Genomic DNA, 26,116 nt, shown 5'->3' with positions numbered 1-26,116 from the left:
TTGTTTGATTTTTCGCATGTCTAAATGTGTGTTTGCCATGGTTATTTTTCTTGATTATAACCATACAAGTTATTTAATACATGCTCTTTCTAGAGGTGGGTCAATTTAGACAGGAATACCCGGGTCACTTTAAATAGGATTCAGTGGGTCACTTTCGCAGGATTACATGGGTCAGTTTGGCAAGAATTTCCACATATAGCGCTACTTTAAACATCCAATCATTTTCAAGAAAATGTCTCTGAGAGATTTTCTTGTTATCATACTTCTCAATGACTAGCATTTTAAAATATTTTAAAAATGAATTAACCTTTATGCTTAAATGTTCGACAACATTTTCCAGATAATTTTTGTTATTAGCTAGGCGATAAAAAGCTATAGAAGTTGGGCTCTCTTGCTGCTCAAAAAGAGTTTGTTTTACGGGTGAAAGATCTAAAAATTTATCTAGGCAGAAAGATGTCAGGAATTTATGTTTAAATTCCCTTGTAGTGGTTGAAACATTATAGAAAATTGTACTGGTTACTATTAAAGCTGCCACAGTATCCGGTTGCATAAAATCTTGCGAACGTAATAAAAAAGATTGTGCAATTTCTAATTTGCCCGTAATCTTTCTATTATGAATTTTAGTAGAATTGATCCATTTTAAATGCTTAAGGGATTTATCCTTTTTCCAAGGAGGATTTCCTAATATGAAATTCGGTTTTTGCTTTTTGACTACTTCATTAAATTGATGGTCTAAGTCGAAACAATCTGCTTCAAATAGGTTTTCTCCCAAGAAGTTTGGGAAAGGGTATTTTTCGATATCCTTTGGACTTTGATAATCCAAAAGAGCAATATATATAGAGAAGCAGGTTACTTTTAAAGCTTCTGGATTAATATCGATTCCGTAAAGATTTTCTTTGGCAATGTTTCGAATGCGTTTGCTAAAATCCTTATTATTCTTTTTTCCTTTTAGGTCGATTTCTTTTTCAATCATCTTTCTCAAAGACTGAACTAAAAAAATACCGGAACCTACAGCTACTTCGAATATTTTACAAGAAGAAGAAGTGCTATTCGCTAAATATTTATCGACCGTATCATTTAAAACATATTCTACTAAAAAAGGAGGCGTATATACCGCTGCGTCCAATTTCCTTTTTTCTTCATCAATTAATGATTCGTAAATACCAGAGATTACTTCTACAGGAATAATTGAGAAATCAAAAATATGAAAATAATACCCCTCGAATATTGCGCCCTGTTCTTGTATTTCCCCTTTAAAAACATCCGCTAGGAATTGAGACTGTTTTGAAGTTAATTTAATATTGACTTCCTTGAATAAAACACCATTGAAATTTTTATTGAGCCTGCTGAATAAGTTATCCAGTTTAGTTGGTTCCTGTATTATTCTACTAAAACTAAGTCTTTTCTCGTCTAAGGAATTACCTCTTATTTCTTCATCATCGATTTTAACCCCTCTATCAATTAAATAACGAATAAAAATTAATCGGAGAATTAAAGAGTTCGCTTCATTTTCGGTAAGTCCATTAGGTTCATCAATTAAAATTTGCCTAACCGATCTTATATTTTGAAATAGACGCTCATTTACTCTTTTTCTATATTTGTTCTTTTTTGTAGTTTCTAAATATTCTTGTTGTAGCCATTTCCACGTAGATCCGCTTTGAAGATTCCAAAAAGAAAACCTCTCCTGTCTTTCCTCTGGACTCAAGGGGATTTCTTCAAGACTCTTTTCTTTTTTATGGTAATTCAAGGCATTATAAACCTTTACATCTTGTTTTTTAATTACAAAAATTACCGGTGAGTTATCGAAAGACCATACCTGTTTATGAATTTCTAACTCCCGATTTGATCGATCATTTTCATCGAGATAAAAAAATAGCAATAAGGGCTGCTGATTAAAAACATAATACGCATCAGGATTAATAATGTCTATTTTTTGTTTTACTTCTGGAGTAAATCCATTGAAAGGAATACCAAGTGCCTTATCCCTAAAATAGACCGCGTGGTGTTCGATTAGCCCTAATTGATTTAATATGTTTTTTAAAGGTGCGATTAGAAATTGAATTTTGTCTTTGCAAAAATAGAAGATTTAACAGACCACCCATAACATAAATTACTTTTGTTTTACCATTGACGAAAAAATTAACGACCAATTTAAAAAGGAGAAGGTCTATACTATTTCTTTCCTTAAAACGGCCCTTTCTCTCTTGGCCCTTGCTGCGTAACCTTCCATTGACCATCTACCTTTAGAAGCTTGAACAATTCAGGATTTTCCTCATAAGAGGTTGTAAACCTTACCCAAGCGGTCTTATCATCGGCAGTTTCTTCCAGCATTTTAAAATTGGAATCCCCTGATTTTCCTGCTGCCATTAAATCCTGTATCGATTTTAGACCTTCATAGCCTTCGGGGGTGGTATGTTTTTTTAGGGTGGTATTATCTTCATTGTAGAAACTTTCCACCACGATTTTTGAAGTTTCGCTCGGCGAAAGGTCTTGTTTCCCTGCACAGGACAGAAAAAATACTACTAACGAAAAAATGGCTATTCTTTTCATAATGATATTAATTTGGGTTATTGATAAATCTATGCGATATTTTTAATTTTAAGTGCCTTTCCCCGTTCTTTTCGTTGATCTCTAAAACCGCCCTGCGGTCATTGCTTATCGAAAATTTTGGCAGCACGTAAACCAATTTTACGGTTTCATTTTCAACTACTTTGGTGGGCAGATTATATTTAAAAATAGGCTCTTGATAAAGACTTTGCAATGATTTCTTTTTACCCTTTTGTCTCGTCTCTACCGATAATTTTAAGAAATTCAGATCGTAATCCAAGGTAGATTTATTTTCAATCTGGATTACGAAGTAAAGCTCTTCCTTATCAAAAACAATGTTTTCAATACTTAAAACGATGCCCTCATTTCGCTTTTTTATACGACCAATCCGTTGCTTTCGATCAATTAAATAGGAACAAAATTTTTGGTAATAATAGACCTCATTTCCCAACTCCTTCTTAAACACAACTACTTTTGTCGAATCAGCAACAATAGGCTTTTCATTGCCGATGCTTTTAGACTTCGGTATAAAATAATTCAGTCTATCAAGCTGTTTCTTATACCTTACAATATACGAAAAAACTGCACCATTTCTATTGACCACCAACAGATTACTTTCCATTCCTGGCTTTGCTTGGAGCAATCCAAAATACTGTTCTTTCTCGCGATTGTAGGTGAATACAAAATTGTCTGACCCCGTAATTCCCTGACGTATGGGTTCTGGGAAGAACAAGGCCACGTTCTTTTGGTCATTGGCATAAATGGTATCGAGTGTGATAGGTGTTTGCGCTTTTGCGAAGGCTGTACCGCACAGAAATATTGAGATAAAAATATAATTTTTCATAAGAGTGAGTTTTTAAATGCCCTACTTGTCCCGAATTCAGTTCGGGATTATGGGGTCATAATTTAGGCTTTAGGATTAGTCTGTAATTGTTGAGTACGGTAACCTTTACGTTCCGGTGGTTGCGCTGAAATATCTTTTTGAAACCGCTTACTTGTGGTACACCCGTAATGTTTATGTCATCCACCATATCGCCTACAACTTCGCTGGTTACCTCTGCACGAAAGTTGTTTTCCACATAAATGCCATCGCTACCATCCTGTAGATCGAATGCTTTCAGTTTTGTGGGTTGATGTTGAATGTTCTCGATCTCAATCAAAACCCGATTGGGCTGAAAACTGATAAAACCGTAAATTGGAGTGTTTTTTGGAATCCGTTTGCTATTGATGGTGGCGGTTTTGGTCAGGCGCATCCGCAAACGCGAATTTGCCTTGACTTTTTGGTCACCATCTACAACGGCATAGATTACAGCATCCGTTGAACCGGACACGGAAACAGTGCTTTCCTTGGGATCGGAAGCAAAAAACAACTGGTGTTCCAGCCCCATTTCCTTTGCAGCAATTTTTTCTTCCGCTTTTATTGCAGCGGAGTCAACCACTTTTGCGACCTTGACAACAGTTTTCTTAACCCCAATATTCCGATAATTTTTTTCGGAATACTTGATTTTCCCTGCGGAGTAGATACTATCCACAATGCGTTCCTTTTCCTGTTCGGGCAAATCTGGATCGTAAAAGCCGAGGGAATCGATCAGCTTTTCATCGTAGATGCTTGGTGCGTTGGTTTCCCGCACTTCCTTAAGATCATTGATGGCATCCAGTTTGGAATCGTACTCCTTTTGATCTTCTTCCAATGCGGGAACCGACGTCTCTTTAAGGTTTTCGTTTTCACTTTCATCATTGCCCATAACCATAATGGAATAGGAAATCAGGAAAATGAATACTACGGCAAGCACCGCTGCAAAGACTATTTTGTTCTTTTCTATCTTCATAATCATTGGTTTTTAAATGCCCATTATGGGCTTTCAATTTTCATTGTTCAGTTTTTTAAGGGATTTTTCAAAATAGTTCGTAATCAACAATCCGTGTGGATTGTTGGGGAAGTTTCGGTCGACCGTAATCAGGTTTCCGGTGGAAACCAGTTCATAAGTATCGATAATCGAACCCCGATTGATTTCAAATACGGTAACCGTCTTGAAGGTGTAAACTCCATTTTTTTCCTCGACTTGGGAATCGATACTGACCACCTTTTGGACTAATGAATATTGCAGTAACCGATTATAGACACCATCGGCCTTCTTTTGGCGATAGAGATTGTCCACGGAACTGTTACCCAACCAAAGTGCCTTTTCCAAGTTCTTTTCATAATTGCTTGCATCAATGTTGTAGAAGTAATTGTGGAACAGTTCCAAATGGGCCAAGGCTTCCACCTTAAAGTTTTCCTTTTGGGTAACGAGTTTTAGGGGAATAATACTTCCATCGGTATTGATCGCAAAGGCATTGTTCAGGACTTTTTTATTGATGTTGAATACCATCCAAACGGCAAAGAAACTGGACAAAACGGAGCAAATGACAACGGCCAAGACGATGAACCGATTAATTCTAAGGACTGCGTAAATATTTTTATAAGGTGTTTTCATCTGTATGGGTTTTAGGCAGTAAATAATTTTAGGGTAAATGAGGTCGCGCGCTGGTAAAGTTTGAATTTTAGAAAGACGATAAATCCTACCGAACCAAGCTGTACGACCGGGGCAAAAAAGCCGCTACCAACGTCAGTTCCAAATAAGTTCGTCCAGAAATTGGTATTTATCTCGGTATAAAGCGCATTGACGAATACATTGACCAGAAAAAACGCAGGTACCAGCATATAAACGGCAGCGTACAATTTGAAAAAGTTATAGGCGAGCGAACGGAACTTTTCAAAAACGGCAAGGCTTATGACCAATGGGAAGAATGCCTGCATTATTCCCAACAAGAAGAAACGTTCCGCAAGGAATAATGGGTAAATGAACAAATCGAGAATCCATAATATTGTACTCACGACGAAGGCAAATATCTTAAAACCGAAAAGTGGTGTTACCAAAGCTTCATAAAGCAAAGACATTGCGGCCTGGGCTGCTTTTATAATATTTACCTCTTCCTCAATGGGAATATCCTGCATCTGCAAGGGCAACAAAGCCGGAGCAGTTCCCCGATATTGTCCTTCGATGGCCACCAGAATACCGTCAAAAAAGCCCAATATCTGTGTTGAAAATATGACCAGAAGAACGACCGCGAAATTTTTGATCAGTTCCGCTGGACTTAATCCCCAAGTATAACCACCCTGATCTGCAACGCCCTCATTATATTTTTTGAGGATGTTGATCAGAAAGAACAGTACGGCAAGCGTTTTCATTCCCGCAATGGTATATTGTGAGAAGCTGCTGTTCTGTATGGTCTGGAAAACGGTATCAACGTATTCCAAGCCTATCCCTAAAATGATTGCCGCGGTCATAATTAATATCCTGTTTCCCTATTATTGATTTTATCCTGCATCTTGCGGAAAGAAATTATATCTCGGTATCGTTTAGTTTTCAATGTGATTTCCGAAACCATTTCTTTCGATTCCAGTTCTTTTTCTTTCAAGATTTCTGCACGTTCGGCATCGCTCATTTTTAGATAATCACTTGATAAGACTTGATCAATAAAGTCAACCGTTTCCAAGGAGTTTTGAACTATGGCATCGAACGATTCCACAACTCTGCTAACTTCATCTGGTTTGATGTAAGGCGAGTTCAGGATATCCTGTAGGTCATTTTGCATTACATTGATAAGGCGCTGATTATTCTGACCAATTTCTTGAACAGCTCTTAACTGTTGTACCACGCTTGATACTTTCTCAATGCTTTCCTTCGCATCTTTTAGGAACTTTACAGACTTTATCATTTGAGCCGTCTGTTTCCCAGATTCTATAAGTTGCTTTACCAAGCTGATAAAATTGGTATTGTCATAAGTAGGCATTCCTTGCGCTTTCATATTGAAGCTGAACAGTAATGCCATTGCGAGAATTAAGAGTTTTGTTTTCATTGTTTATATATTTTAAGATGAATATTCCGTGATTGCTTTTTCCATATCCTGATGTTTTTCGAAAAGCTTCATTATTTCTTCATTTTCCTTTCCATCCGTGAGATAAGCGGCATATACTTCCTTGGGAACTTCAAGCCTAAAAATGTTACTCTCCTTACCAATCTTGATGAACATTTCGGTGTACTTTCGTTTTCCGGAAAGATTGTTCTTGATGGATTTTAATTGGTTTAAATCGTGGCTTGATAGGTTAAGCCGCTTGACAAGTTCCGCATAGCCTTTCTCGTTGTTCAGGCTGTAGATAACCTGTGTATTTTCTATGATGCTTGCCGAAGTTGAATTATTTGGAAGTTGATTGATGGATTGCAGAATAATCCCAATCGCTCCGTTCTGTTTACGGATGGCCTGATAGTAGAATTCAACACTTTCCAGTACGTTTTCAAACTTCAGTTGCTTGGCAAATTCATCGAACAGGATGATGCCTTTTTCAGCTCTGTTTTTCCAAATGGTTCTTTGGATGGCAGACTTTATCAGTTTCAACATTACGGAAAGGATTTCCTTATTGTCCTTCACTTCGTCCAGTTCAAAAACGATGAGCCGTTTATCCTCGATTTTATAGGTCTGATCTTCGCTAACTTCAAAGAGGAAGCTATATAGCCCATCGCCAACATACTCCGACATTACGTGCAAAAAGCCCGTAACATTGAAGTAGTCAGGATGGATTTTGAGCTGACCCAAAAGATCTTTTTGGTTGCGCTCGATAAAATGATAAAAACCATCCAAGGAGTGGTTTTCTAAAGTGCTATCATAATAATGGCGCAATATTTTCTTGACGGAAACAGATTGTGCCTTGGTTACTTTTAAATCGGAAGCGAACAGCTCAAATAGGAACACCGATAAATCTTCCAAGCGTTCCGGTGTTAGGTCATTGATATCGCTGATGTAAAATGGGTTGATTCCCAGGTTCTTTCCACTTTCATAGCGCAAGACGGTGTACTGTTCTGGATAGAGTTTGGCGAATTTGGTATAAGAACCGCCCAGATCAATGATGACCAGGCGCACGCCACTTTCAAAATATTGGCGCAGAATATTATTGGCCAAAAAGGATTTCCCTTCACCGGTGGGTGCGAAAATGGCAAAGTTGCGTGCCTTGATACGTTTTTTGTGTTCGTCCCAAACATCCTTCAGAACTGGGATGTTATGTTCCCGGTCATTGAAGATGATACCGGTATCATCCGACTTGTAGTTGGTATTATTGATGAACAGACAAAGCGCGTGTTTGAGATCCGTTACGTACAAATCATTGTTAGAGAAATTGGAGGAAAAGCAGCAGTAGCTGTTCAGGATATAATTTTTACGTTCTTCGCCCCTTGGATAATATGGAATAATGTCCAGTTCCTTAAATTCAGTCTTGATTTTAGAACCGATGCGGCTTAGGTTGGCGGCATTTTTATCCCAATAGACGATGTTCAAATGACCACGGATAATCCGTGCATTATCATCGGCATTGATCTGGTCAAGGATGTGCTGGATTTTTCCTAATACCACTTTGTTTTGCGAACCAAAGTTGGAACTCTTGTTCAGTTCCTCGACTTTTTTGTCCAGCAGCTTGCGCCATTTTTGTTTGTCGTCCAGATACAGGATTTGGTTGACAATGTGGCTTTCGTTAAGCGTAAGCCCTATGCCATCAATAAACCCTTGATGAAACACAAAATCGTCAGAAGTGAATTTCTCATTGGTCTTGCTGCTCTGTACACTTTCGCCAAAGCACAGTTCGCTGTTGATGGCCAGGGCATCAAAATAATTTTCGCCGATATTGACGTTCTTTTTTTCCAGTAAAATATCGGTATCAAAACCTTCGTTGAAGCCATTGAAATAGCCATTCGTTAGATTTTGAATTGAATCCGCATCAAGTGGAGAAAATTCCATTTTGCGGCTGTTGTTGATAAAGGAAACCGAATCGTTGACCGAACCGATAAAACGTTGCACGGTATCATCTAGTTCCCTGATAATACTCTTTGAAACCTTTCGGAACGGGTTGACATATTTGGGATTGTTGAGCGCTTTGTTCTTGGTCAGAACAAAGAACAGGAAGCAGCGGTGCTCCATATACTCACGTCCTTTGAAATGGTCGTGGGTCGCCTTTTCCAAAAAGGTCTTATTGGGAAGTTGTTCTGATGTATAGCTCTTTTTGAGATAAACATCCTGTTTGTGGACAACCGTACCAACAGGTAATGATTTTAAGGCCTGAAACCAAGCCCCGTGCATATCCTCAAAATCCTTTTCGGACAGCGAGTATATTTCAGGCAGGTTGCCTTCATAACACAAAACCACATTGCCATTGTTGGCAAAGATGATATTGTTCTGAATATCTGCGATGGATTGGTATGCCGAAAGATTAATCTTGTTCATAATTGATGCCGGAATTTCTTTTGTTACTGATGATTTTTGGGAAAGCTTTTGCCATCTGGAAAATTTGTGGATTGCTTGTAATTCGGGTCAGGGCGATATATAGAACTGAATTGATAAGCAATACGCCAATGATAATCCCGAAGCTGAACGAAAAGATGATGATGAGTAGCGAAGCAAGAATGGAAACCATCATTATTGCAAAGAGGGATATGGGCAGCCCAAAAATGACCGCCCGTTTCCTGATGTTTTTATAAACCTCGAACCGCTTCATTATACTACGATTCCGATTAGGTAGGTGAAAATGCCTACTACTGCACCAGCAATCAAGACAAAGACGAGCACACGGGTAATCCCTTTTTTGAGATCGGCGTTTTCCCCGAAGAAATGTCCCGCGTTGAACAGGAAGCCAATCAGGAAGATTACACCAAGGATTATTGGAAAAATTGTCCTAATTGTGCTAGAAACATCGTCAACTGAATCTTCGATTCCTCCAATTTGTGCAAAAAGTGATGTTGAGAGCAACGAAAGAAAAGTTGCCAAGTAGATTGATTTTTTCATAACGGAACAGTTTAATTTTTTGATTCGTTTTCGTTAAGGGAAAAGTACATATATTTGTATTCAAATACCTGAAAATCAAATATTTGTGAATAAAATATTATTTGGTATTAATTGAATTCCGTTGCCATTATTTGGTATCAAATTTTATGAATTTTGGAAGGCAAGTTGTTGATAACTCAAAGATTGAAAATGAAAAAAGTGCTCAAAAACGTCAGTTTTGTCTTTTTGCTCCTAAAAATGTGCATCGTTTTTGGGCAGAAACCAGCAACTCAAAAACGAATTGTTATTGATGTTGGTCACGGCGGAAAAGATTCCGGTGCGGTAGGAATTAATTTCGTACAGGAAAAGGATGTCGTACTGAACATCGCTCTGGAAGTTTTAAGGCTTAACAAAAAGTCAAAAACACCGTTGGATATTTTTTTGACCCGGTATAACGATACGCTTATTTCATTATCTGATAGAACCAAGTTGGCAAAGGCTCTTAAAGCTGATTTGTTTATTTCCTTGCATTGCAATCATTCAGATAATGCTAACGCAAGAGGCATTGAAGTTTATGTGACTAATACTAAATCTCAGTTTTCAGGCCTCTCAACCTTGCTTGCTTATCTGTTGCAGGCTTGTTTTAAAAAAGAATTGGGTTTTGAGAGTAGAGGCGTGAAGTTTGCGAATTTTCAGGTGCTTTGAGAAAGTGTTGATTACCGCCCTGCTGTTTTAGTAGAAGTTGGATTTCTTTCCAACGAAGATGAAGGGTTCTATTTTTTGCAGCCTTCTAAAGTCAAGGCCGTGGCGATGGCTATTTTAAAAGGAATCTATAACTACTCAAATAAACGATTATGAAAGACGTATTCATCGAAACAATTAAAAGCATCCGAGAAGTATTGAAAGTTTTTTTGTCAGAAGTTCTAAGGCAGATTTATGACCTGAAAAATAAGAAATGAGTATTTTTATACAACAAGTTCATCACCAGATAAAAAAGCATAATGGAAACTCAAATGTACGGAACAAAGGAAGAACAGGAAAACGCTATTCGTTACTACGATAAGCTTTCCGTCCTTTACGATTACATCTCAAATTGGTATTATAAAAAAGCCAGGAACTATGCCATCAAAGAGCTTCAACTCAAAAATGGACAGACCGTATTAAACGTGCCCTGCGGAACAGGGGTCAACTTTAAATATTTCAACGAATATTTGAACAATACAGGACTTATCATTGGCATTGACCTGTCGAGTGGAATGCTTGATAAGGCCAAACAAAAAATAGAAAAAAACGGTTGGACAAATGTCAAAATAGAATTAAACAACGCCACAAAAATTGATCAGAATTGGCTTGATTATCGGGATGAACAAATTATCATCGACTCCGTTTTTTGCGACCTTGGTTTGTCTGGGCTGCCCGAATGGCGAAACATAATCGACAATATGATTTCAATTTTAAAACCAAACGGTAGAATTGTTATTCTCGACTGGTATCTTGAAAAACCAAGTTTAAAGGGCGATTTTGGAAAATGGATTGGGAAAGGCGAAGTGGACAGACCAATATACCAATATTTAGAGACGAAGGTTTCCAATTTTAAAGTGGATGATAGTTTTAATTATGGAGGTGTATTTGTCGCTTCTGGTAGTAAACCCGAATAAACCTTATACACTGTTTATGAAAAAGCATTCAATTTAAATTTACTTTTTGTATCACCAGCCTACTCAAAAGCTACCAAATTAAAAAATCTAAGTTTTTTTGCACTTCATTAATTTAGTATTTGCTTAAATAAGAAATAAATGTAACTTTGTGCTATGGAAAATAATTCTTGCATAAGACAACAAGCCGATATTGAACAAATAAATCGTTGCAAAAACATAGTTTCAGAATTAAATGAATCGTTCGACTATTTAGCGAATGGACTTTCTTTAGTTGGAAACAGCGTAAGACTTAAAATACTTTACTTACTCTTTGAGGAAAAAAAACTTTGTGTTTGTGATTTAAGCGATATTCTTGGAATGAACATTTCTGCTATTTCCCAACACTTAAGGAAAATGAAAGACCGAAATCTATTAGAAACCGATAGAGAAGCTCAAACGATTTTTTACTCACTCACGGCTGAATACGAAAAATTACTAAATCCATTCTTTGAGATACTTGACAAAAACAAAATTTTAGAAACGATATGAAAAGCGAAAACAAATTAATTGGTGCAGGTTTGTTAACTGCTATTACAGCTTCATTATGTTGTATTACGCCAGTTTTGGCTCTAATCGCTGGAACAAGCGGAATTGCTTCAACATTTTCTTGGATTGAACCTTTTAGACCTTATTTAATTGGACTGACAATTTTAGTTCTTGGCTTTGCTTGGTATCAAAAACTTAAACCTCAAAAAGAAATCGACTGTGATTGTGAGACGGACGAAAAACCAAAATTTATTCAATCAAAAAAGTTTTTAGGAATTGTGACCGTATTTGCAATTGTAATGTTGTCTTTCCCATATTATTCAGGAATTTTTTACCCAAACACAGAAAAGCAAATAATTGTAGTTGACAAATTGGACATTAAAACAACTGAATTTAAAATCAGCGGAATGACCTGTGCGAGTTGCGAAGAACACGTAAATCACGAAGTAAATAAACTCAACGGAATTGTAAACTCAAATGCGTCCTACGAAAATGGAAATGCAATCATTGAATTTGACAAAACTAAAACCAACGAAACGGAAATCGAAAAAGCAATTAAATCAACAGGTTATAAAGTAACCGACAAAAAAGAAATCAATTAGTATGAAAGAATATGATGTATTTATAATTGGTTCGGGAATGGCAGGAATGACCATCGCCAATAAATGTGCCTCAAAAGGCCTGAAAGTCGGGATAACGGATGAATTACCTTACGGTGGCACTTGTGCATTGAGAGGTTGTGACCCAAAAAAAGTGATTATAGGCGCTACGGAAGTACGAGACTTTGCCAAAAGACTTAAAGGTAATGGCATTGACACCATACCTAAAGTCAATTGGAAGGACATAATGGCCTTTAAACAAACGTTTGTGGATGAAATGCCACCAAAAATTGAAAAGGGGTACAAAAATAACGGAATTGATACTTTTCATAGTTCAGCAAAATTTCTTTCAGAAAACACGTTGGAAGTTGGAAGTGATAAGGTAAAAGCTGAAAAAATTGTAATTGCAGCTGGCGCGAAGCCACGAATTTTAGAATTTGAAGGTGGTCATTATGCCAAATCCAGTACCTATTTCTTGAATTTAGAAAAATTGCCGAAATCATTATTATTTATCGGTGGTGGATATATTGCTTTTGAGTTTGCACATATAGCAGCTCGATGTGGAGCAGAAGTAACCATTGTTCATCGTGGTAAAAATCCTTTAGAAAATTTTGAACAAGATATTGTAAAACATCTTGTTTCTGCCACAAAGAAATTAGGAATAAAACTCATTCTTGAAACCGAAGTAGCGGCTATTGAAAAAACCGAAAACAATTATAGAGTGAAAGGAAAATCCGCAGAGAATACTGAATATTTTGAAGCCGAAGCTGTTTTTAATTCTGCAGGACGACCACCTGCAATTTTTGATTTAGACTTGGATAAAGCCAATATAGCCTTTACTAAAAAGGGTATTTCAGTAAACGAATATCTTCAAAATACTTCAAATCCAAATATTTATTCAGCGGGCGATGCCGCAGATTCAGCAGGTTTGCCATTAACCCCTATTGCTGTTTTGGAAGGTCATATTGTTGCTTCAAATATAATTAAAGGCAATTCTAAAGAAATAAGTTATCCACCAATGCCAACGGTAGTTTTTACTTTGCCTACTATGGCTTCTGTTGGCTTTACTGAATTGAAAGCGAAAGAGCTGAATTACAACATTAGGATAAACTATAAAGGGGTTGGCAATTGGTTCAATGCTAAACGCTTGAATGTAGAAGAATATGCGTTCAAAACTATAATTGACAATGAAACCCAAACAATTTTGGGAGCGCATTTAATCGGACCACATACAGAAGAAACCATAAATCTCTTCGCAATGGCCATAAAAACAAAGATGAAGGTTAATGATATTAGAACAATGATTTTCTCATATCCAACATTGGCTTCGGACATAACACATATGCTTTAACAAAAAATCGAATGGAAACTATATTAAAATCAGAAATTACCTGTCCAACCTGCGGACATAAAAAAGTGGAAGATATGCCAACAAACGCCTGTCAATTCTTTTACGAGTGTGAGAATTGTAAAACGGTTCTAAAACCAAACGAAGGTAATTGTTGTGTTTATTGCTCTTATGGAACTGTACCTTGTCCGCCAATTCAAGAAAACAAAAGTTGTTGCTAATGCAGATTATTAAATCAATTCCCATATTCATTTTAGCAGGACTTTGCGAAATTGGTGGAGGTTATCTTATTTGGCTATGGTTGAAGGAAGATAAGCCTATTTGGTATGGTTTAATAGGGGCCCTAATTCTTGCATTTTACGGTGTGGTTGCAACTTTGCAAACCGCAAGCTTTGCGAGAGTTTATGCAACTTATGGCGGAGTCTTTATTGTAATGTCACTACTATGGTCGATGAAGTTTGACAATTATTCGCCCGACAAATACGATATAATAGGAGCATTGATTGCACTATTGGGTGTTTGCATTATTTATTATGCACCGAGAAATTGAAAAAAAACAGAAGCAAGTATACTTTGAATAGTGTCAGTTTTTTTCAAATCTATTTCCTTTTATCCCCAGCCTTCTCATCAAAAGCAATCAAATTAAAAAGTTCCCGCATCCGGCTACGAACGCGGTTCCCATAGCGTTCTTCCAGTTCCTCGGCATTTAGGTTGGTAGTGGCGTGGGTCTTGATTTTGTGTTTGGTCTGTAGGAACAGCTCGTATCTGGATAGTAGAACTTCACCCATCACATTCAGATCCTTGCCATAAAACCTTCCGGCAGGTTCTACGCCCAAGTCGTCAAAACAGAAGAATTTCGTGTTTCCATAATCCTCGATGGTTTTAAAACCAAGATGGTTAAAACTGAACACAACATTTCGGCAAGGGATCATTTCATAAGGGCGTTGTAACGGCACTAAATGCCGTAAAAGTTTTAATAAACTCGTTTTACCACACCCTACTGGGCCCGATAACAAAATCCCTTTTTCAACATCGAGATCAAATTTTTGACAGTTTTCTTTATCCTTGATGAAGTAGGAACAGAGTTTCAGTAAAATATCCTTGTCCTCTTCATAGATTTTGAATTTTTTGCCAAAAAGCAATTTGCCCTTGGCATTGAGATAAATCAGGATTTTTGGGAAGTCGTAAAGCACACATTTCCCGTCAAATTTTCCCAGCGAGTATTCCACGCCGCCTTCGGTTATTTTAGAGGGGTTGTCCATAATCTTTGGTTTTAGTGGTTTTGAGGTTGTCCCTATTTTGGGACGCTCCCTTCTTGTTTGGTGTGTTTTCTTCGGCAAACAATTCGGTTCGATCCATCCAATTTGTGGCTAGGGCTCGCCAATCCCTAATTGCTTTTCCATCGCTTGTTTTCCAATCGTTGGCTTCATAATGCGCAAAGAATTTTTTTCCTTCATCAGCATTAAAATCTTTTTCAATAAAAAAATCCAAAACCGCCTGCCTGCCCTTTGGTTGTTTATTAATGTTTACCTGTTTGGTATTGTTTATATTAGATACCAATGCTTGTCCGTTGGTGGGACGGTGCTGGTTCACTACTGGTTCACGTATGGGATGGTACCGTTCCGCAAGCTGTTCCAATTCGGGATTGTACCGTCCCATATCCGGTTCATCACTTGTCCCGATAATGGCCATCTTGATTTTGCTGCCTTTGTACGGATTGTTGGATGGGATATAGGATAGGTAATCCCACGTATCAAGGTCGGTTACGCAGCGATGGTACGTAGATTTTGAACCAATCTTGGCCACGCGCATCAGTTCCCTTCGGTTGACGTAAAACTCATCCGCAAAGCGGCTGCTGTTCCATTCTTGGAACAGGGCCATATACAGGCTAATGTGCGTTGGGTTCAAGCGGTCATCGAAGAAGAATTTTTCAAAAGCCGCATTGAGTAGCTTTATATAATTCATCGCTTAAGAATTTAATCCGTGCTGCACACGGTTTGCGGTCATCACATTCTGGATTTCCTCGGCATCGTAGTAAATGATACCGCCCACTTTGGTGTAGGGTAACGTGCCATTGACGCGAAGATTTTGAAGTGTTCCCGGACTGACCTGAAGCAGTTCCATTACTTCGGAAGATTTCAGATATTTTTTGATTTTCCCTGTGGCTTGTCGGGATAGGAGCTTTTTAATGTCGTCGAGCAATTCCATTTTGAATTCCCGAAGATCGTCTGTGGTAATGATACTTGTTGGCATAATAGAACGGTTTTAAATGAAAAGGGCTATCGCCTCAGTCTAAACTAATTTGATAGCCCTTCGCAGGATTTGACTTTCGTTCTACAAATTTGGGGTGGTTTATTGGGTTTTATTCCCAAGTTACATCCAAGTTGGGTGTTTTTATTTTCTCATTTTCAATGAGTTAAATTGGTTTTATTTGATTGTTTGCCTTTGGAAAGCCAATACCAAATACCATTAAAAAAAATTAATCTTATTTTTTCCCAAGTCGCACCCCACTTGGGAGAAAATTTAACATTTTCAGGATTGATATAAATTAACCGTCAGTTTCTTCCATTCTTTGTAAAAGTGTGGATTTTAGCCTGTCAATAAACTTGGTAGGGTCAATTTTTCGTTCACGTATTTCTAAAAAAGTTCGATAGACATTTCCAAGATTAAGATCAAAAATACTTTCACAAGCAATAGCCATTTCTTTGATTCCGGCAGTTCCACTTTTTATGGCTCCAGAGGCTTGTAAAGCATATATCAATTCGATCAAGTCGGTTTTTGAAGCGGTCCAACTCAGTCGATCTCCATTGGCTAAAGTGTTTATTTTCCGCGATTTGCCATAAGTTAAATCCCTTAAATCGTCCAGTTCCTGAATGTAGTGGTTGACTAAAAGATCATAGGCCATAATTTTGGCAACGGCATTATCGTGGCTCGTGGAAAATTCTGCATCGGTATAAAAATGCGAGGTGTCTGAAACCAAGCTGATTTTGTCTTTTCCCCGCAAAAAATAGAACTCATCGAGAATGGTTGATCCTTCTCTATAATACTTTATAAAGTCTAAATGGCGGCGATTGCTTTCCTGAAGTTTTTTAATCTCATCGTCTATGAAAAGTTGCTGCGATTTAATGGTTCCGGCAGGCCGGTTAATCAGAAAATTATAAAGTTTAGCATAATATTTCAAGCGACTGTAAACATAGGGCTTATGCTTTTTGAAAAATGTGATTTCTTCCTCTGAATTTTTGAACTCATTTTCACGAACGCATATTCGTAATTTCTGTAAATACTGTCTGGAAATCGAGATTCCCTTTTCAACGATGCTGAAATCATTGAGGTTGGATTCTTCTACGGGTTTCATTTCTTTTTTGTAGTCATCTATTATTCTAAGTAAAAGTTTTTCCAAATCCTATCTGGGTTTATTTGTTAATTTAAATAGACCCACATTGACAAAAACTCTAATCCGGGTTCATAAATAATTCTTTCAAGCTTTCAATTGAATCCACTTTTTAGCCTTTGTATTTTCTTGAATTTCAAAAAATTTAACTTCCGAATCATAAAATTTATTGGTTATTTTTCGAATACTTTCTATAGATTCGTTGTTACAAACGATTGCCATTTTCTTTATATTACTTTGAAATTTGAAACTGATTTCCCGCAACAATTCCTCTATAGCAAATTCATTAACTTCTAAGTACAGCCTGATATCAATCTCTTCCGTAACTTTTGATTTTAAGAAAGTTAGTGCCTGATTGCAATCTTGAAAATCAACCTTTTCCTTGACAATCATATAGACTGCATATTTATTTGAGTAGAGTAATATCAAAATAAGTTCACTTTTAAAATTTAAATATGTTTGAATTGCCGGAATAGCAATAATTTTTTGAAATATGTGGATATGATTTGTGCCTGCTGAATGGAAGGCTATTTCTATTAGGTTGTAGAAATTGACCTTCCATTGCAGGACTTAAAATTATAATGCATACTGACCTTTCAGTCTTAAATTTACTATAACGTCCTCATCACCGGTGTTCCTAAAAAACCATCCGTGTTTTCCTTCATAAGGGGCTAAAAAAGTACCCACCATATTGTTGGAATTGGCAATGGTGTAACTTTCGAAGTAAACTTCCTTTACTTCTTTTTCTTGTTTTACCTCACCGTGAAAATCGAAATAAAGAACCTCACCATTTGCGGTAGTCCATTCGTATTTCATTTTCCCGTATTTAAGCATATTTATTTTGAATTCGATACCTTTCCCTGCTGGAACAACCACTTTGGTTTCATCTTCACGTGAACTTAATTGCGTGGTCGGAGGAGGATTATCAGCCTCTACAGGTCTTTCCACTTTGGGCCCCGAACCTGCTTTTTCGAGTTTGATTATTTGAGTCGAGGGATTTGTTGACATAGCTCCCAAACTAGATGTGCCGGTTTCTTCGGGAACGTAAAGTTTGCTAAATCCCAATAATTTTCCCGCACCCGTGGGATCCATTCCAAATTCTGCCGGTAAAACCGCTATAACCAATAATAGCGCACCGACGATTAGTGAAATGGCGGTTGCTTTTATAATTTTACTTTTTTCCAATACTGGATGTTTCATTTCTGACATAGTTATTTTTTTTAAGATGTAAAGTAGCCTGTTAATTGAAAACCGAGCAATAAAAACCCAGCGGCCATCAAAGCTGTATTCGTAATTGTTGAAAATTTCATAAAACTGCGTTGTCTTCTCCATACGGTTATAAGAATCAACACTACCGCTAAAGCAATAAATTGTCCTATTTCTACACCTATATTGAAACCAATCAGGTTAGTGAAAAGACCTTCTTTATCAAACTTGAATTCTTGCAGTTTACTGGCAAGACCAAAACCGTGAAACAGCCCGAATATTAAAACTGCTGCTTTCGTGTTTGGTTGTTTGCCAAAGAAACGTTTGAAACCTCCCAAATTGTCGAATCCCTTATATACAATAGAGAGCGCAATGATAGCATCTATTAAGTATGCATTAATATTGATGTCGGCTAAAACACCTAATAGTAAAGTGGTACTGTGACCAATTGTAAAAAAGCTAACATACAAAAGCACTTCTTTCGGTTTAAACAAAAAGAAGATAACGCCTACCAAAAATAGTAGATGGTCATAGCCTGTAATCATATGTTTTGCTCCTATGTAAAGAAAGGGGCCAAATGCAACACCACTATTTCCTAATAAAAACGTTTGTGTGTTTTCATCGACACCGTGCGCAAATGCAGTACTACAAAGTGCGCAAACGATGGTCAGTATCAGAAAGGATATTATCTTTTTTATTTTCATAGTAAACTTGATTAAATCCCATCTTGCATTACGCTAAAATGGGATTATAGTTATTAATGGGCGTGCCCGTGAGATTTTACCTGTTCTAAACTATCCATTGTTTTTTTGTGGGCCATTTGGATGCTATCCTGGGTCCTAAGCATTTCTGCATTATTGTCTTTCTTAATCTCATCCTGCGTTGTTGGTCCCATTTTAGTTCTGGGTTCGTCCTTGCAAGATGCCAATAAGGTCATTGTAACGGCTGTAATAAAAAATACTCTTTTCATAATTTATTGATTTTGATATTAGTGATTAAAAAATTTATTATTCTATGTTCTTAATTTAAATTGATTTTAATATTGGGCTTCTCTTTTGGCCTTAACAGTAGAAACATTATCAGTAACAGCGATAATGCCAGGATACCACCGTAGAGAAATTCCTTTTCAGGAAAATTAGTTCCCAATAATCCGGCTATCGGATATGCGATAGCCCACCACAGATGTGAAAATGCAAAATGGGAGCCATATACTTTGCCTTGTTCTTCGTCAGCGATATTTTCACCGATAAGCGTTTCCGAAGGAATTTCTGCAAGACTTTGCCCCAAACCGGCAAAGATCCAGAACACAAAAAGCAAAGAGAAATTCAGGTAGTTTGCGGCACTAATTGACAGTCCCAATACCAGTGCTCCCACTATTAAGGAAACCTGCCTCGATTTGGATTTATCAATAACCCCGGAAACGAAGGCGGCCACCGTTGCGCCAATACCGAAAGCGGCCATAATCAAACCATATTCCCTATCGGTCAGGCTCAATCCACCCTTTACGAGAATGATGGTATTTACCAATATGAAAGCTCCGGCCATCGCCGATACCAGTTCTATGAAAAGGGCAAAACATATATATCTATTTTGAAACAAGAGCTTGGCCCCTTTTGTAACATCTTGCCAGGTAGTAGGGTGTTTCTGTAGAACCTTTTCTTCTTTTGGAGCATTTAAAAAGCTTTTCGGAAGTGTTAGGAGCAAAATCCCTGCGATAATAAATGTTCCCGCATCAACCAGGAATATTTCCCTGGCACCCAACCAAACTGCAAGTATGCCCGCCAGTCCTGGACCCAAAACTCCTAATAACTGATACGTGGCAGCCGATAAACCGATAGCCTGCCGATATAATTTTTTATCTACGATCTGAGGAATCACAGAACGATAGGTAGGGCTAAAAAAGGCATTGAAAACATTCATAAGAAACACCAAAACGTAAATTTGCCATTCGGCGCTAACGAACGGCAGCAAGGCGACAAGCCCCATTCTGATAAAATGGGTCGTGTACAGAATCTTTTTCCGGTCTATGCGGTCTGCAAGCACACCGGCAAATGGAGAAAAGAGGATGAAAGCGGTTACCCGTAAAGTGAGTGCCGTGGCCAAAATTACCGCAGCCCTTCCTTTCCCAAATTGATAGGCCAGTAATGCAAGGCCAACCCAGGTAAAGGCATCCCCCAGCAGGATAATAGTCTGTGCCAGATATACTTTCGCAAACAGCTTGTTTTGCAGTGCCTGAAAGGGTTCTGTTAATTTGGATATGGCCTTGCCGAATTTCATCCTGATATCTTAAAATTATTTTTCAAATTGGGACTATTCTTCTTCTTCCGAATTTCTCAATGCGGACAAAATGGAATAGGCATTCTTGACCACCGGCTTGAAATTGCTGACATCAGCATTTTCAGCAAAGGTTATGGCCGTGTATCCTTCCTGCTCAATTCCTTTTTTTACCTGTTCCAATTTAAAAGTATAAGCATTATCAGATTTTTCGGTTTGAAGGATTATAAAATCCTTTCCTTCATATTGAACAATGGCTTCCGATGGGATCGCCTTTTGCTTATCTGTACCGCTTTCTATCCAGGCTTTCACGTACATTCCCGGTAATATGCCTTTTTTGTCTTCTTTTTTTATATGGCTGTAAACAGGTGTGATGCGATCGTTTCCTGTAGCTTTTCCTATTAAAAAAACTTCTGCTGTACGGTTGAATTTATTATCATTGGCAAGGGAGAATTTTACGGTTTGGCCTACTTCGATTTTTCCCAGATCTTTTTCAAAGGCATTCAATGCCAAATGAATATCCTCCAAATTAACCACTTCAAAGAGCACATCTTGTGGTGACACATAATCACCGATATTCACATTGCTTGTTTTTACAAAACCTGTTATAGGTGCATAAAGGTTTGCTGTCCGTGAAATGTTCCCGTTTTGAACAGATTTTCTACTGATTCCGACAAGCGCAAGTTGTTGTTCGTACGCCTTGACCCGGCCTTGTGTTATTTTATAATCTGAAGAAACCTGTTGGAAAGTTTTTGCAGAATTGATGTCCTCTTCCCTTAATTGTTTTTGTCTATTATATTCTTCTTCAAGAAATTGCAGCTTGCCTAAGCTTTCAAGGTAATCCTGTTGGATTTGGATAAATTCAGGGTTTTCGATCGTTGCCAGGACCTGTCCTTTTTTGACTTCTTCTCCAGGTAACTTTCCGGCGGTTTTTACATACCCACCTAACGGGGCAGATACAGAGGCCATACTTTTGGGTTCCACATCAATAACACCGTTGAGTTTAATAATGTTGCTAAGATTTCTCATTTCGATCTCCCCGGTTTCTATTCCGGCAAGATTGTATTGATCCTTTGTAAAAGTGATCTGTTTGGCCCCGTTTGCAGCAGGCTGTTCTTTTGGCATAGAAGATCCTGCGGAAGTTTCCATTTTTTCTGAATCCTTGTTGCCGCAAGCCACTATAAATAGGGTGGATAAAATGAGCAGTGAAATTTTTGTATTGAATTGAATTTTCATCTTTTTATATTTTAATGGTAGCATTAAGTTTGTTACAGGCCCAATAAGGCTTCGATTACTATGATGGACTGGTTATATTGATAAAGTGTATTTAAATATTCTGTCTGAATACTATTCGCCAAAGTGAGGTTTTGCAGGTATTGGGCATAAGAAACATTACCGCTTTTAAAGCTCTTTTCCGAATTATTAATGATTAGTTCCGCTTGTGGCAGGGCTTCATTTTGATAGTAATTTAAAGTGCCCTGAAGTTTGTAATATTCCTGTAACAAGTTTTGTAACTCGCCTTCCAATTGGGTCTGCTTCAGCTCCATTTGAGACTGGGCGATATCCTCTTCAATTTTTGCCGCGTTGATCTTGGAACGGTGCCCTCCCGGAAAAATAGGGATAGCCACACCTACCTGAAAATAGGAAAACCGATCACCACTATCATATTGAATGTCCTGACCATCTATAAATTGATCCCCTACAAAGGTTTGGCTGTTATAACCGAACATAAGGTCAGGTAATACTTTGTTCCTTTCCACGTTGGTCTCCCGTTTCCTTACGGCCAATTGTTGTTTTAAATAAACGTACAAGGGACTTTGCTCCACGGATTGGCTTTCGATATCCAAATCAATCTCCCGGGGAACCAGTTCAGCATCAGCAACACTAATATTATCATTGGTTTTCAAGACTACCTGTAACCGTTTATTGGCAATTCTCAAATCGGCCTCGTTCTGTTGAAGCTTGTTCTTTATTTGCATCGATTGTGTTGCCGAGGTCACACTTTCCAGCTTTGTGGATTCGCCGGTTTTATAACGCATCGAGCTGGATCTGTCAAGGTTGCTGTACAGGCTATCTTGGCGCTGTAGCAATTGTTTATTTTCCATTAAGAACACATACCTTAAATAGGCAACTTTTACGTCGGCAATCAGTTCATTTTCGGCTATGGCCTTAAGTTGTTCACTACTTTTGACCCTGGCTTTTGCCAACTTGAACTGACTAGTGTAAACTGTAGGAAAATTGATCCGCTGGATAACTCCATATGAATTATCCTTTATTGTGGGTGTGTTAAATTCGCCACTTGAATAGGAAAATTCTGTTTTGGGAATGGTTATCGCACCGTACTTTCCTGTTTCCTCAACATCTATGTCATATTGTGCGATCTTAATACGGTTATTATTCTGAAGTGCAATTTCAATGGCTTGCTGTAAAGTAAGTTCCCGCTCCTGCACCTGATCCATTTCTTGTGCTTGAAGTTGCATCGCCGGAAAGAACATTCCTCCAATTACAACTAAAACAGTGGAAATTTTCTTTCTTTTTAAATTCAATTTTAGCTTTCCTTCCGTAAAATATATATACAGGACAGGAAGCACGATTAGGGTTAATGCCGTAGCCGTAATTAGCCCACCTATTACCACCGTGGCCAATGGCCGCTGTACCTCTGCACCGGATGATGTGGCCAATGCCATTGGCAAGAATCCAAGGGCAGCTACGGTAGCGGTCATTAATACGGGTCTGAGTCTCACGCGTGTACCTTTAAGAACACGTTCATAAGTATCTGTGACCCCTTCTTCTTTTAGCCTGTTAAATTCTGCAATAAGCACTATTCCATTTAAAACAGCAATTCCAAACAAGGCAATAAAACCAACTCCGGCCGAAATACTAAATGGCATACCACGAAGAAGCAGCGCAAACACGCCACCAATAGCAGATAAAGGTATGGCCGTAAAAATGAGTAAACTTTGTTTTATAGAGCCAAAAGCAAAATAGAGCAGTATTAGGATTAATAGTAAAGCTACAGGTAGTGCGATCATTAACCGTTGATTGGCCTCTTTCAGGTTCTGAAATTGTCCGCCGTAGGTTACATAATAACCTGGTGGCATATCAACATTAGTAGCCATAATCTGCTTGATGTCCTCAATAATACTTTGAACATCCCTATCACGTACATTAAAGCCAACCATAACCCGACGTTTTGCATTATCCCGTTGTATTTGGACGGGGCCGGGCTCAAAGGATACATTGGCAACCTCACTGAGCGGGATTTGTTGGCCTTCGGGAGTACCTATGTATAGATTTTCAACATCTGTTATATCGCCACGGCTTTCTTCTTGCAGACGTACTACGAGATCGAAACGCCTTTCCCCTTCAAATACCATTCCCGCCGATTTTCCGGCAAAACCGGTTTCAATGGCGTTATTTATATCGGCCACATTCAAGCCATATTGCGCAATTTTATCACGGTTTAATTTGATCTTGATTTGAGGTAAACCCGTAATCTTCTCCACATATAAATCGTTGACCCCTTCTACAGATTTTATTTTCTGTCCCACTTCATTGGCCAAATCTGAAAGCGTGGACAATTCTTCCCCATAAATCTTCAGTACCACATCTTGTTTTGCCCCGGTCAATAATTCATTAAAACGCATCTGTATGGGTTGTTGAAAACTAAAGGTAGCGTTAGGAATAACTGATAAAGATTCCTGCATTTCCGCTATCAAACCTTCCCTACCATCGGCACTTGTCCAGTCGTCTTTCGGGCTCAGGATCACCATCATATCGCCGGCCTCAATGGGCATAGGGTCTGTTGGGATTTCCCCAGAACCAATTTTATTGACCACTTGTGTTACTTCGTCCGGATATTCCTTTAATAAAATGGTCTGCGCTTTTTGGGAAACATCGATCAACTGCTGAACGGAACTTCCCACAGGTACTCTGGTTTCCACCGCAAAATCCCCTTCGTCCAATTGAGGAATAAATTCGCCACCCATATAGGAAAACATTATTAGCGTAATAATGAATAAACCTATTGCCAATCCAAGGACCAAAAGCTTCGCGCGAAGGGCAGCTTCTATAATGGGGCTATAAATACGCTGGAAAAAATCCATCATTTTATCGGAAAAATTCCTCTTATGTGCTGTTTTGCGGCCCAATGCAAGGGCAGACATCATCGGAACGTATGTAAGCGATAATATCAATGCCCCCAGAATAGCAAACATCACCGCTTGTGCCATTGGGTGGAACATTTTTCCTGCGACCCCGCTCAAAGCCAAAATAGGCAGGTAAACGATGAGTATGATGATTTGTCCAAAGGCAGCGGAATTCATCATTTTACCTGCTGAGCTTTTTACTTCAACATCCATTTGTCCAGAAGACAACTTTTCAACCCCGGCATACTTCTTTTTACCGCTATGAATACCGAACATTACAGATTCAACAATGATCACCGCCCCATCTACAATAAGGCCAAAATCTATCGCACCCAGGCTCATCAGGTTACCCGCGACCCCAAAGAGGTTCATCATTGCTATTGCAAATAACATTGAGAGCGGTATCACCGATGCTACCACCAAGCCACCACGTAGGTTACCCAAGAAGAGTATCAAAACAAAAATAACGATCAATGCACCTTCTACAAGGTTTGTGGTCACGGTGCCGATTGCACGATCCACAAGATGTTTCCGATCTAGAAAGGGCTCAATGGTCACCCCTTCGGGAAGGGTTTGCTTAATTTGTTCAATTTTTTCCTTTACATCGGAAATAACTGCGGAAGAGTTTGCTCCTTTGAGCATCATTACAATTCCCGTGACCACTTCGCCTTCACCGTTGCGGGTTGCAGCACCATAACGGATCCCGTGGCCAAACTGTACTTTGGCGACATCCCTTATCAGTATGGGGGTTCCATTACTTTCCCTGACAACTATCTTATTTATTTCATCCAGATTGTTGACCAAGCCCTCACTTCTAATAAAGTATGCATTGGGGCCTTTATCAATATAAGCCCCGCCCGTATTCTGGTTGTTCATTTCAAGTGCCGTAAAAATATCTTCAATGGTTATATCCATACTTTGAAGCTTATTGGGGTCTATGGCAATTTCATATTGCTTTACAAAGCCACCAAAACCGCTCACTTCGGCAACTCCTTTCGTTCCCAATAACTGCCGTTTAATGATCCAATCCTGTATCGTTCGCAGTTCGGTAACATCGTATTGGTCTTCATAACCTTCTTCGGGAAGTACGGTGTATTGGTATATTTCCCCAAGTCCTGTTGTGACCGGTGCCATTTCAGGTTTTCCCACGCCTTCCGGGATTTCGTCTGCTGCGGATGATAGGCGTTCTTGCACTTGCTGCCGTGCCCAATACAGATCGGTATCTTCCTCAAAAACGATGGTTACTATGGAAAGCCCAAACCGGGAAAATGACCGCATATCCTTTATTTCAGGGATACTTACCATTGTCTGTTCGACCGGAAAAGTAACAAGCTGTTCGACCTCTTGCGCGGCAAGGGTGGGGGAAACGGTTATGACCATTACCTGATTATCTGTAATATCCGGTACGGCGCTTATGGGCAGTTTGGTAAGTGAATAGGTTCCCCACCCAATAAGGAACAAGGTTAATATTCCGACAACAAGCTTATTGTTGATCGAAAATTGAATGATTTTATCTAACATTATAGTAGAAGAATTTTAAAATGGAAAAACGAAAATAGAAATCACCAAGA

The 26,116-nt window shown here is 38.4% G+C and carries 28 protein-coding genes; 8 read left to right on the top strand and 20 right to left on the bottom strand.

The window, feature by feature from the left end; genetic code table 11:
- Positions 1 to 148: 148 nt before the first annotated feature.
- The 8 genes from AC13CQ_RS05660 to AC13CQ_RS05625 all read right to left on the bottom strand — a co-directional run bounded on the left by AC13CQ_RS05660 (position 149) and on the right by AC13CQ_RS05625 (position 8,859).
- Positions 149 to 1,879, bottom strand: coding sequence for an Eco57I restriction-modification methylase domain-containing protein (locus AC13CQ_RS05660; RefSeq protein WP_482882740.1), 1,731 nt, complete (start codon positions 1,877 to 1,879; stop codon positions 149 to 151).
- Between the two features lie 305 nt (positions 1,880 to 2,184).
- The gene (locus AC13CQ_RS05655; protein ID WP_008615577.1) at positions 2,185 to 2,550 is read right to left on the bottom strand and encodes a hypothetical protein; all 366 of its coding nucleotides are present in this window, start codon (positions 2,548 to 2,550) and stop codon (positions 2,185 to 2,187) included.
- A 7-nt stretch (positions 2,551 to 2,557) separates the two neighbouring features.
- Positions 2,558 to 3,391, bottom strand: coding sequence for a DUF4138 domain-containing protein (locus AC13CQ_RS05650; protein ID WP_008615578.1), 834 nt, complete (start codon positions 3,389 to 3,391; stop codon positions 2,558 to 2,560).
- Between the two features lie 55 nt (positions 3,392 to 3,446).
- Positions 3,447 to 4,376: a conjugative transposon protein TraM gene (gene traM, locus AC13CQ_RS05645; protein ID WP_482882739.1), complete on the bottom strand. Its 930-nt coding sequence runs from the start codon at positions 4,374 to 4,376 to the stop codon at positions 3,447 to 3,449.
- A 33-nt stretch (positions 4,377 to 4,409) separates the two neighbouring features.
- The gene (locus AC13CQ_RS05640; RefSeq protein WP_008615580.1) at positions 4,410 to 5,024 is read right to left on the bottom strand and encodes a conjugal transfer protein TraK; all 615 of its coding nucleotides are present in this window, start codon (positions 5,022 to 5,024) and stop codon (positions 4,410 to 4,412) included.
- An 11-nt stretch (positions 5,025 to 5,035) separates the two neighbouring features.
- A complete protein-coding gene (locus tag AC13CQ_RS05635) occupies positions 5,036 to 5,878 on the bottom strand; it encodes a hypothetical protein (protein WP_482882738.1) in 843 nt (280 codons plus the stop codon).
- A gap of 2 nt (positions 5,879 to 5,880) precedes the next feature.
- The gene (locus AC13CQ_RS05630) at positions 5,881 to 6,450 is read right to left on the bottom strand and encodes a hypothetical protein (RefSeq protein ID WP_008615582.1); all 570 of its coding nucleotides are present in this window, start codon (positions 6,448 to 6,450) and stop codon (positions 5,881 to 5,883) included.
- A gap of 12 nt (positions 6,451 to 6,462) precedes the next feature.
- Positions 6,463 to 8,859, bottom strand: coding sequence for a TraG family conjugative transposon ATPase (locus AC13CQ_RS05625; protein WP_482882736.1), 2,397 nt, complete (start codon positions 8,857 to 8,859; stop codon positions 6,463 to 6,465).
- A 5-nt stretch (positions 8,860 to 8,864) separates the two neighbouring features.
- On the opposite strand from AC13CQ_RS05625, the gene AC13CQ_RS05620 reads away from it, so the two are divergent.
- Positions 8,865 to 9,113 carry a hypothetical protein gene (locus tag AC13CQ_RS05620; RefSeq protein ID WP_040879650.1) on the top strand — a complete coding sequence of 83 codons (249 nt, stop codon included), beginning with the start codon at positions 8,865 to 8,867 and terminating at the stop codon, positions 9,111 to 9,113.
- Between the two features lie 16 nt (positions 9,114 to 9,129).
- Here AC13CQ_RS05620 and AC13CQ_RS05615 read toward each other — a convergent pair whose 3' ends face one another.
- Positions 9,130 to 9,417, bottom strand: coding sequence for a hypothetical protein (locus tag AC13CQ_RS05615; RefSeq protein ID WP_008612775.1), 288 nt, complete (start codon positions 9,415 to 9,417; stop codon positions 9,130 to 9,132).
- Between the two features lie 189 nt (positions 9,418 to 9,606).
- Here AC13CQ_RS05615 and AC13CQ_RS05610 point away from each other — a divergent pair, with 189 nt between their 5' ends.
- The 7 genes from AC13CQ_RS05610 to AC13CQ_RS05580 all read left to right on the top strand — a co-directional run bounded on the left by AC13CQ_RS05610 (position 9,607) and on the right by AC13CQ_RS05580 (position 14,076).
- The gene (locus AC13CQ_RS05610) at positions 9,607 to 10,101 is read left to right on the top strand and encodes an N-acetylmuramoyl-L-alanine amidase family protein (protein WP_008612774.1); all 495 of its coding nucleotides are present in this window, start codon (positions 9,607 to 9,609) and stop codon (positions 10,099 to 10,101) included.
- Between the two features lie 296 nt (positions 10,102 to 10,397).
- Positions 10,398 to 11,054: a class I SAM-dependent methyltransferase gene (locus AC13CQ_RS05605; RefSeq protein ID WP_482882735.1), complete on the top strand. Its 657-nt coding sequence runs from the start codon at positions 10,398 to 10,400 to the stop codon at positions 11,052 to 11,054.
- A gap of 153 nt (positions 11,055 to 11,207) precedes the next feature.
- The gene (locus AC13CQ_RS05600; protein ID WP_008612771.1) at positions 11,208 to 11,582 is read left to right on the top strand and encodes an ArsR/SmtB family transcription factor; all 375 of its coding nucleotides are present in this window, start codon (positions 11,208 to 11,210) and stop codon (positions 11,580 to 11,582) included.
- Positions 11,579 to 12,181: a mercuric transport protein MerTP gene (gene merTP / locus AC13CQ_RS05595; protein WP_008612770.1), complete on the top strand. Its 603-nt coding sequence runs from the start codon at positions 11,579 to 11,581 to the stop codon at positions 12,179 to 12,181. Before AC13CQ_RS05600 ends, merTP begins: the two co-directional genes overlap by 4 nt.
- A gap of 1 nt (position 12,182) precedes the next feature.
- Positions 12,183 to 13,529, top strand: coding sequence for a dihydrolipoyl dehydrogenase family protein (locus AC13CQ_RS05590; RefSeq protein ID WP_008612769.1), 1,347 nt, complete (start codon positions 12,183 to 12,185; stop codon positions 13,527 to 13,529).
- Positions 13,530 to 13,540: 11 nt separating this feature from the next.
- Positions 13,541 to 13,747 (top strand): GDCCVxC domain-containing (seleno)protein, encoded by a 207-nt coding sequence (locus tag AC13CQ_RS05585; protein WP_083833466.1) that lies wholly within the window; start codon positions 13,541 to 13,543, stop codon positions 13,745 to 13,747.
- The gene (locus tag AC13CQ_RS05580) at positions 13,747 to 14,076 is read left to right on the top strand and encodes a YnfA family protein (protein WP_008612768.1); all 330 of its coding nucleotides are present in this window, start codon (positions 13,747 to 13,749) and stop codon (positions 14,074 to 14,076) included. Before AC13CQ_RS05585 ends, AC13CQ_RS05580 begins: the two co-directional genes overlap by 1 nt.
- A 49-nt stretch (positions 14,077 to 14,125) precedes the next feature.
- Here AC13CQ_RS05580 and AC13CQ_RS05575 read toward each other — a convergent pair whose 3' ends face one another.
- From AC13CQ_RS05575 to AC13CQ_RS05525, 11 genes are all read right to left on the bottom strand, one after another.
- Complete coding sequence (locus AC13CQ_RS05575; protein ID WP_008612767.1) at positions 14,126 to 14,788, bottom strand: P-loop NTPase family protein; 663 nt, start codon at positions 14,786 to 14,788, stop codon at positions 14,126 to 14,128.
- Positions 14,772 to 15,491, bottom strand: coding sequence for a hypothetical protein (locus AC13CQ_RS05570; RefSeq protein ID WP_008612765.1), 720 nt, complete (start codon positions 15,489 to 15,491; stop codon positions 14,772 to 14,774). Before AC13CQ_RS05570 ends, AC13CQ_RS05575 begins: the two co-directional genes overlap by 17 nt.
- 3 nt (positions 15,492 to 15,494) lie before the next feature.
- Positions 15,495 to 15,779: a helix-turn-helix domain-containing protein gene (locus AC13CQ_RS05565; protein WP_008612763.1), complete on the bottom strand. Its 285-nt coding sequence runs from the start codon at positions 15,777 to 15,779 to the stop codon at positions 15,495 to 15,497.
- Between the two features lie 295 nt (positions 15,780 to 16,074).
- Positions 16,075 to 16,926: an RteC domain-containing protein gene (locus AC13CQ_RS05560; protein ID WP_008612762.1), complete on the bottom strand. Its 852-nt coding sequence runs from the start codon at positions 16,924 to 16,926 to the stop codon at positions 16,075 to 16,077.
- A gap of 78 nt (positions 16,927 to 17,004) precedes the next feature.
- Positions 17,005 to 17,310 carry a SpoIIAA family protein gene (locus AC13CQ_RS05555; RefSeq protein ID WP_008612761.1) on the bottom strand — a complete coding sequence of 102 codons (306 nt, stop codon included), beginning with the start codon at positions 17,308 to 17,310 and terminating at the stop codon, positions 17,005 to 17,007.
- Positions 17,311 to 17,493: 183 nt separating this feature from the next.
- Positions 17,494 to 18,126: a hypothetical protein gene (locus AC13CQ_RS05550; protein ID WP_008612760.1), complete on the bottom strand. Its 633-nt coding sequence runs from the start codon at positions 18,124 to 18,126 to the stop codon at positions 17,494 to 17,496.
- An 11-nt stretch (positions 18,127 to 18,137) separates the two neighbouring features.
- The gene (locus tag AC13CQ_RS05545; protein ID WP_008612759.1) at positions 18,138 to 18,827 is read right to left on the bottom strand and encodes a HupE/UreJ family protein; all 690 of its coding nucleotides are present in this window, start codon (positions 18,825 to 18,827) and stop codon (positions 18,138 to 18,140) included.
- 53 nt (positions 18,828 to 18,880) lie between these two features.
- On the bottom strand, positions 18,881 to 19,093 hold the full coding sequence (locus tag AC13CQ_RS05540; RefSeq protein WP_008612758.1) for a hypothetical protein: 213 nt from the start codon (positions 19,091 to 19,093) through the stop codon (positions 18,881 to 18,883).
- 50 nt (positions 19,094 to 19,143) lie between these two features.
- Positions 19,144 to 20,400: an MFS transporter gene (locus AC13CQ_RS05535; RefSeq protein WP_008612757.1), complete on the bottom strand. Its 1,257-nt coding sequence runs from the start codon at positions 20,398 to 20,400 to the stop codon at positions 19,144 to 19,146.
- A gap of 33 nt (positions 20,401 to 20,433) precedes the next feature.
- Positions 20,434 to 21,633 (bottom strand): efflux RND transporter periplasmic adaptor subunit, encoded by a 1,200-nt coding sequence (locus AC13CQ_RS05530; RefSeq protein WP_008612755.1) that lies wholly within the window; start codon positions 21,631 to 21,633, stop codon positions 20,434 to 20,436.
- Positions 21,634 to 21,665: 32 nt separating this feature from the next.
- A complete protein-coding gene (locus AC13CQ_RS05525; protein WP_482882734.1) occupies positions 21,666 to 26,066 on the bottom strand; it encodes a CusA/CzcA family heavy metal efflux RND transporter in 4,401 nt (1,466 codons plus the stop codon).
- Positions 26,067 to 26,116: the final 50 nt, after the last annotated feature.

The sequence above is a fragment of the Galbibacter sp. L-19 genome (genome assembly GCF_056857615.1).
This window is presented reverse-complemented; position numbering and strand designations above follow the sequence as displayed.

What these genes read in the sequence shown, in the direction of transcription:
- AC13CQ_RS05655 (WP_008615577.1), bottom strand. Translation starts at nt 2,550, where the DNA reads ATGAAAAGAATAGCCATTTTTTCGTTAGTAGTATTTTTTCTGTCCTGT.
- AC13CQ_RS05650 (WP_008615578.1), bottom strand. Translation starts at nt 3,391, where the DNA reads ATGAAAAATTATATTTTTATCTCAATATTTCTGTGCGGTACAGCCTTC.
- traM (WP_482882739.1), bottom strand. Translation starts at nt 4,376, where the DNA reads ATGAAGATAGAAAAGAACAAAATAGTCTTTGCAGCGGTGCTTGCCGTA.
- AC13CQ_RS05640 (WP_008615580.1), bottom strand. Translation starts at nt 5,024, where the DNA reads ATGAAAACACCTTATAAAAATATTTACGCAGTCCTTAGAATTAATCGG.
- AC13CQ_RS05635 (WP_482882738.1), bottom strand. Translation starts at nt 5,878, where the DNA reads ATGACCGCGGCAATCATTTTAGGGATAGGCTTGGAATACGTTGATACC.
- AC13CQ_RS05630 (WP_008615582.1), bottom strand. Translation starts at nt 6,450, where the DNA reads ATGAAAACAAAACTCTTAATTCTCGCAATGGCATTACTGTTCAGCTTC.
- AC13CQ_RS05625 (WP_482882736.1), bottom strand. Translation starts at nt 8,859, where the DNA reads ATGAACAAGATTAATCTTTCGGCATACCAATCCATCGCAGATATTCAG.
- AC13CQ_RS05620 (WP_040879650.1), top strand. Translation starts at nt 8,865, where the DNA reads ATGCCGGAATTTCTTTTGTTACTGATGATTTTTGGGAAAGCTTTTGCC.
- AC13CQ_RS05615 (WP_008612775.1), bottom strand. Translation starts at nt 9,417, where the DNA reads ATGAAAAAATCAATCTACTTGGCAACTTTTCTTTCGTTGCTCTCAACA.
- AC13CQ_RS05610 (WP_008612774.1), top strand. Translation starts at nt 9,607, where the DNA reads ATGAAAAAAGTGCTCAAAAACGTCAGTTTTGTCTTTTTGCTCCTAAAA.
- AC13CQ_RS05605 (WP_482882735.1), top strand. Translation starts at nt 10,398, where the DNA reads ATGGAAACTCAAATGTACGGAACAAAGGAAGAACAGGAAAACGCTATT.
- AC13CQ_RS05600 (WP_008612771.1), top strand. Translation starts at nt 11,208, where the DNA reads ATGGAAAATAATTCTTGCATAAGACAACAAGCCGATATTGAACAAATA.
- merTP (WP_008612770.1), top strand. Translation starts at nt 11,579, where the DNA reads ATGAAAAGCGAAAACAAATTAATTGGTGCAGGTTTGTTAACTGCTATT.
- AC13CQ_RS05590 (WP_008612769.1), top strand. Translation starts at nt 12,183, where the DNA reads ATGAAAGAATATGATGTATTTATAATTGGTTCGGGAATGGCAGGAATG.
- AC13CQ_RS05585 (WP_083833466.1), top strand. Translation starts at nt 13,541, where the DNA reads ATGGAAACTATATTAAAATCAGAAATTACCTGTCCAACCTGCGGACAT.
- AC13CQ_RS05580 (WP_008612768.1), top strand. Translation starts at nt 13,747, where the DNA reads ATGCAGATTATTAAATCAATTCCCATATTCATTTTAGCAGGACTTTGC.
- AC13CQ_RS05575 (WP_008612767.1), bottom strand. Translation starts at nt 14,788, where the DNA reads ATGGACAACCCCTCTAAAATAACCGAAGGCGGCGTGGAATACTCGCTG.
- AC13CQ_RS05570 (WP_008612765.1), bottom strand. Translation starts at nt 15,491, where the DNA reads ATGAATTATATAAAGCTACTCAATGCGGCTTTTGAAAAATTCTTCTTC.
- AC13CQ_RS05565 (WP_008612763.1), bottom strand. Translation starts at nt 15,779, where the DNA reads ATGCCAACAAGTATCATTACCACAGACGATCTTCGGGAATTCAAAATG.
- AC13CQ_RS05555 (WP_008612761.1), bottom strand. Translation starts at nt 17,310, where the DNA reads ATGATTGTCAAGGAAAAGGTTGATTTTCAAGATTGCAATCAGGCACTA.
- AC13CQ_RS05550 (WP_008612760.1), bottom strand. Translation starts at nt 18,126, where the DNA reads ATGTCAGAAATGAAACATCCAGTATTGGAAAAAAGTAAAATTATAAAA.
- AC13CQ_RS05545 (WP_008612759.1), bottom strand. Translation starts at nt 18,827, where the DNA reads ATGAAAATAAAAAAGATAATATCCTTTCTGATACTGACCATCGTTTGC.
- AC13CQ_RS05540 (WP_008612758.1), bottom strand. Translation starts at nt 19,093, where the DNA reads ATGAAAAGAGTATTTTTTATTACAGCCGTTACAATGACCTTATTGGCA.
- AC13CQ_RS05535 (WP_008612757.1), bottom strand. Translation starts at nt 20,400, where the DNA reads ATGAAATTCGGCAAGGCCATATCCAAATTAACAGAACCCTTTCAGGCA.
- AC13CQ_RS05530 (WP_008612755.1), bottom strand. Translation starts at nt 21,633, where the DNA reads ATGAAAATTCAATTCAATACAAAAATTTCACTGCTCATTTTATCCACC.
- AC13CQ_RS05525 (WP_482882734.1), bottom strand. Translation starts at nt 26,066, where the DNA reads ATGTTAGATAAAATCATTCAATTTTCGATCAACAATAAGCTTGTTGTC.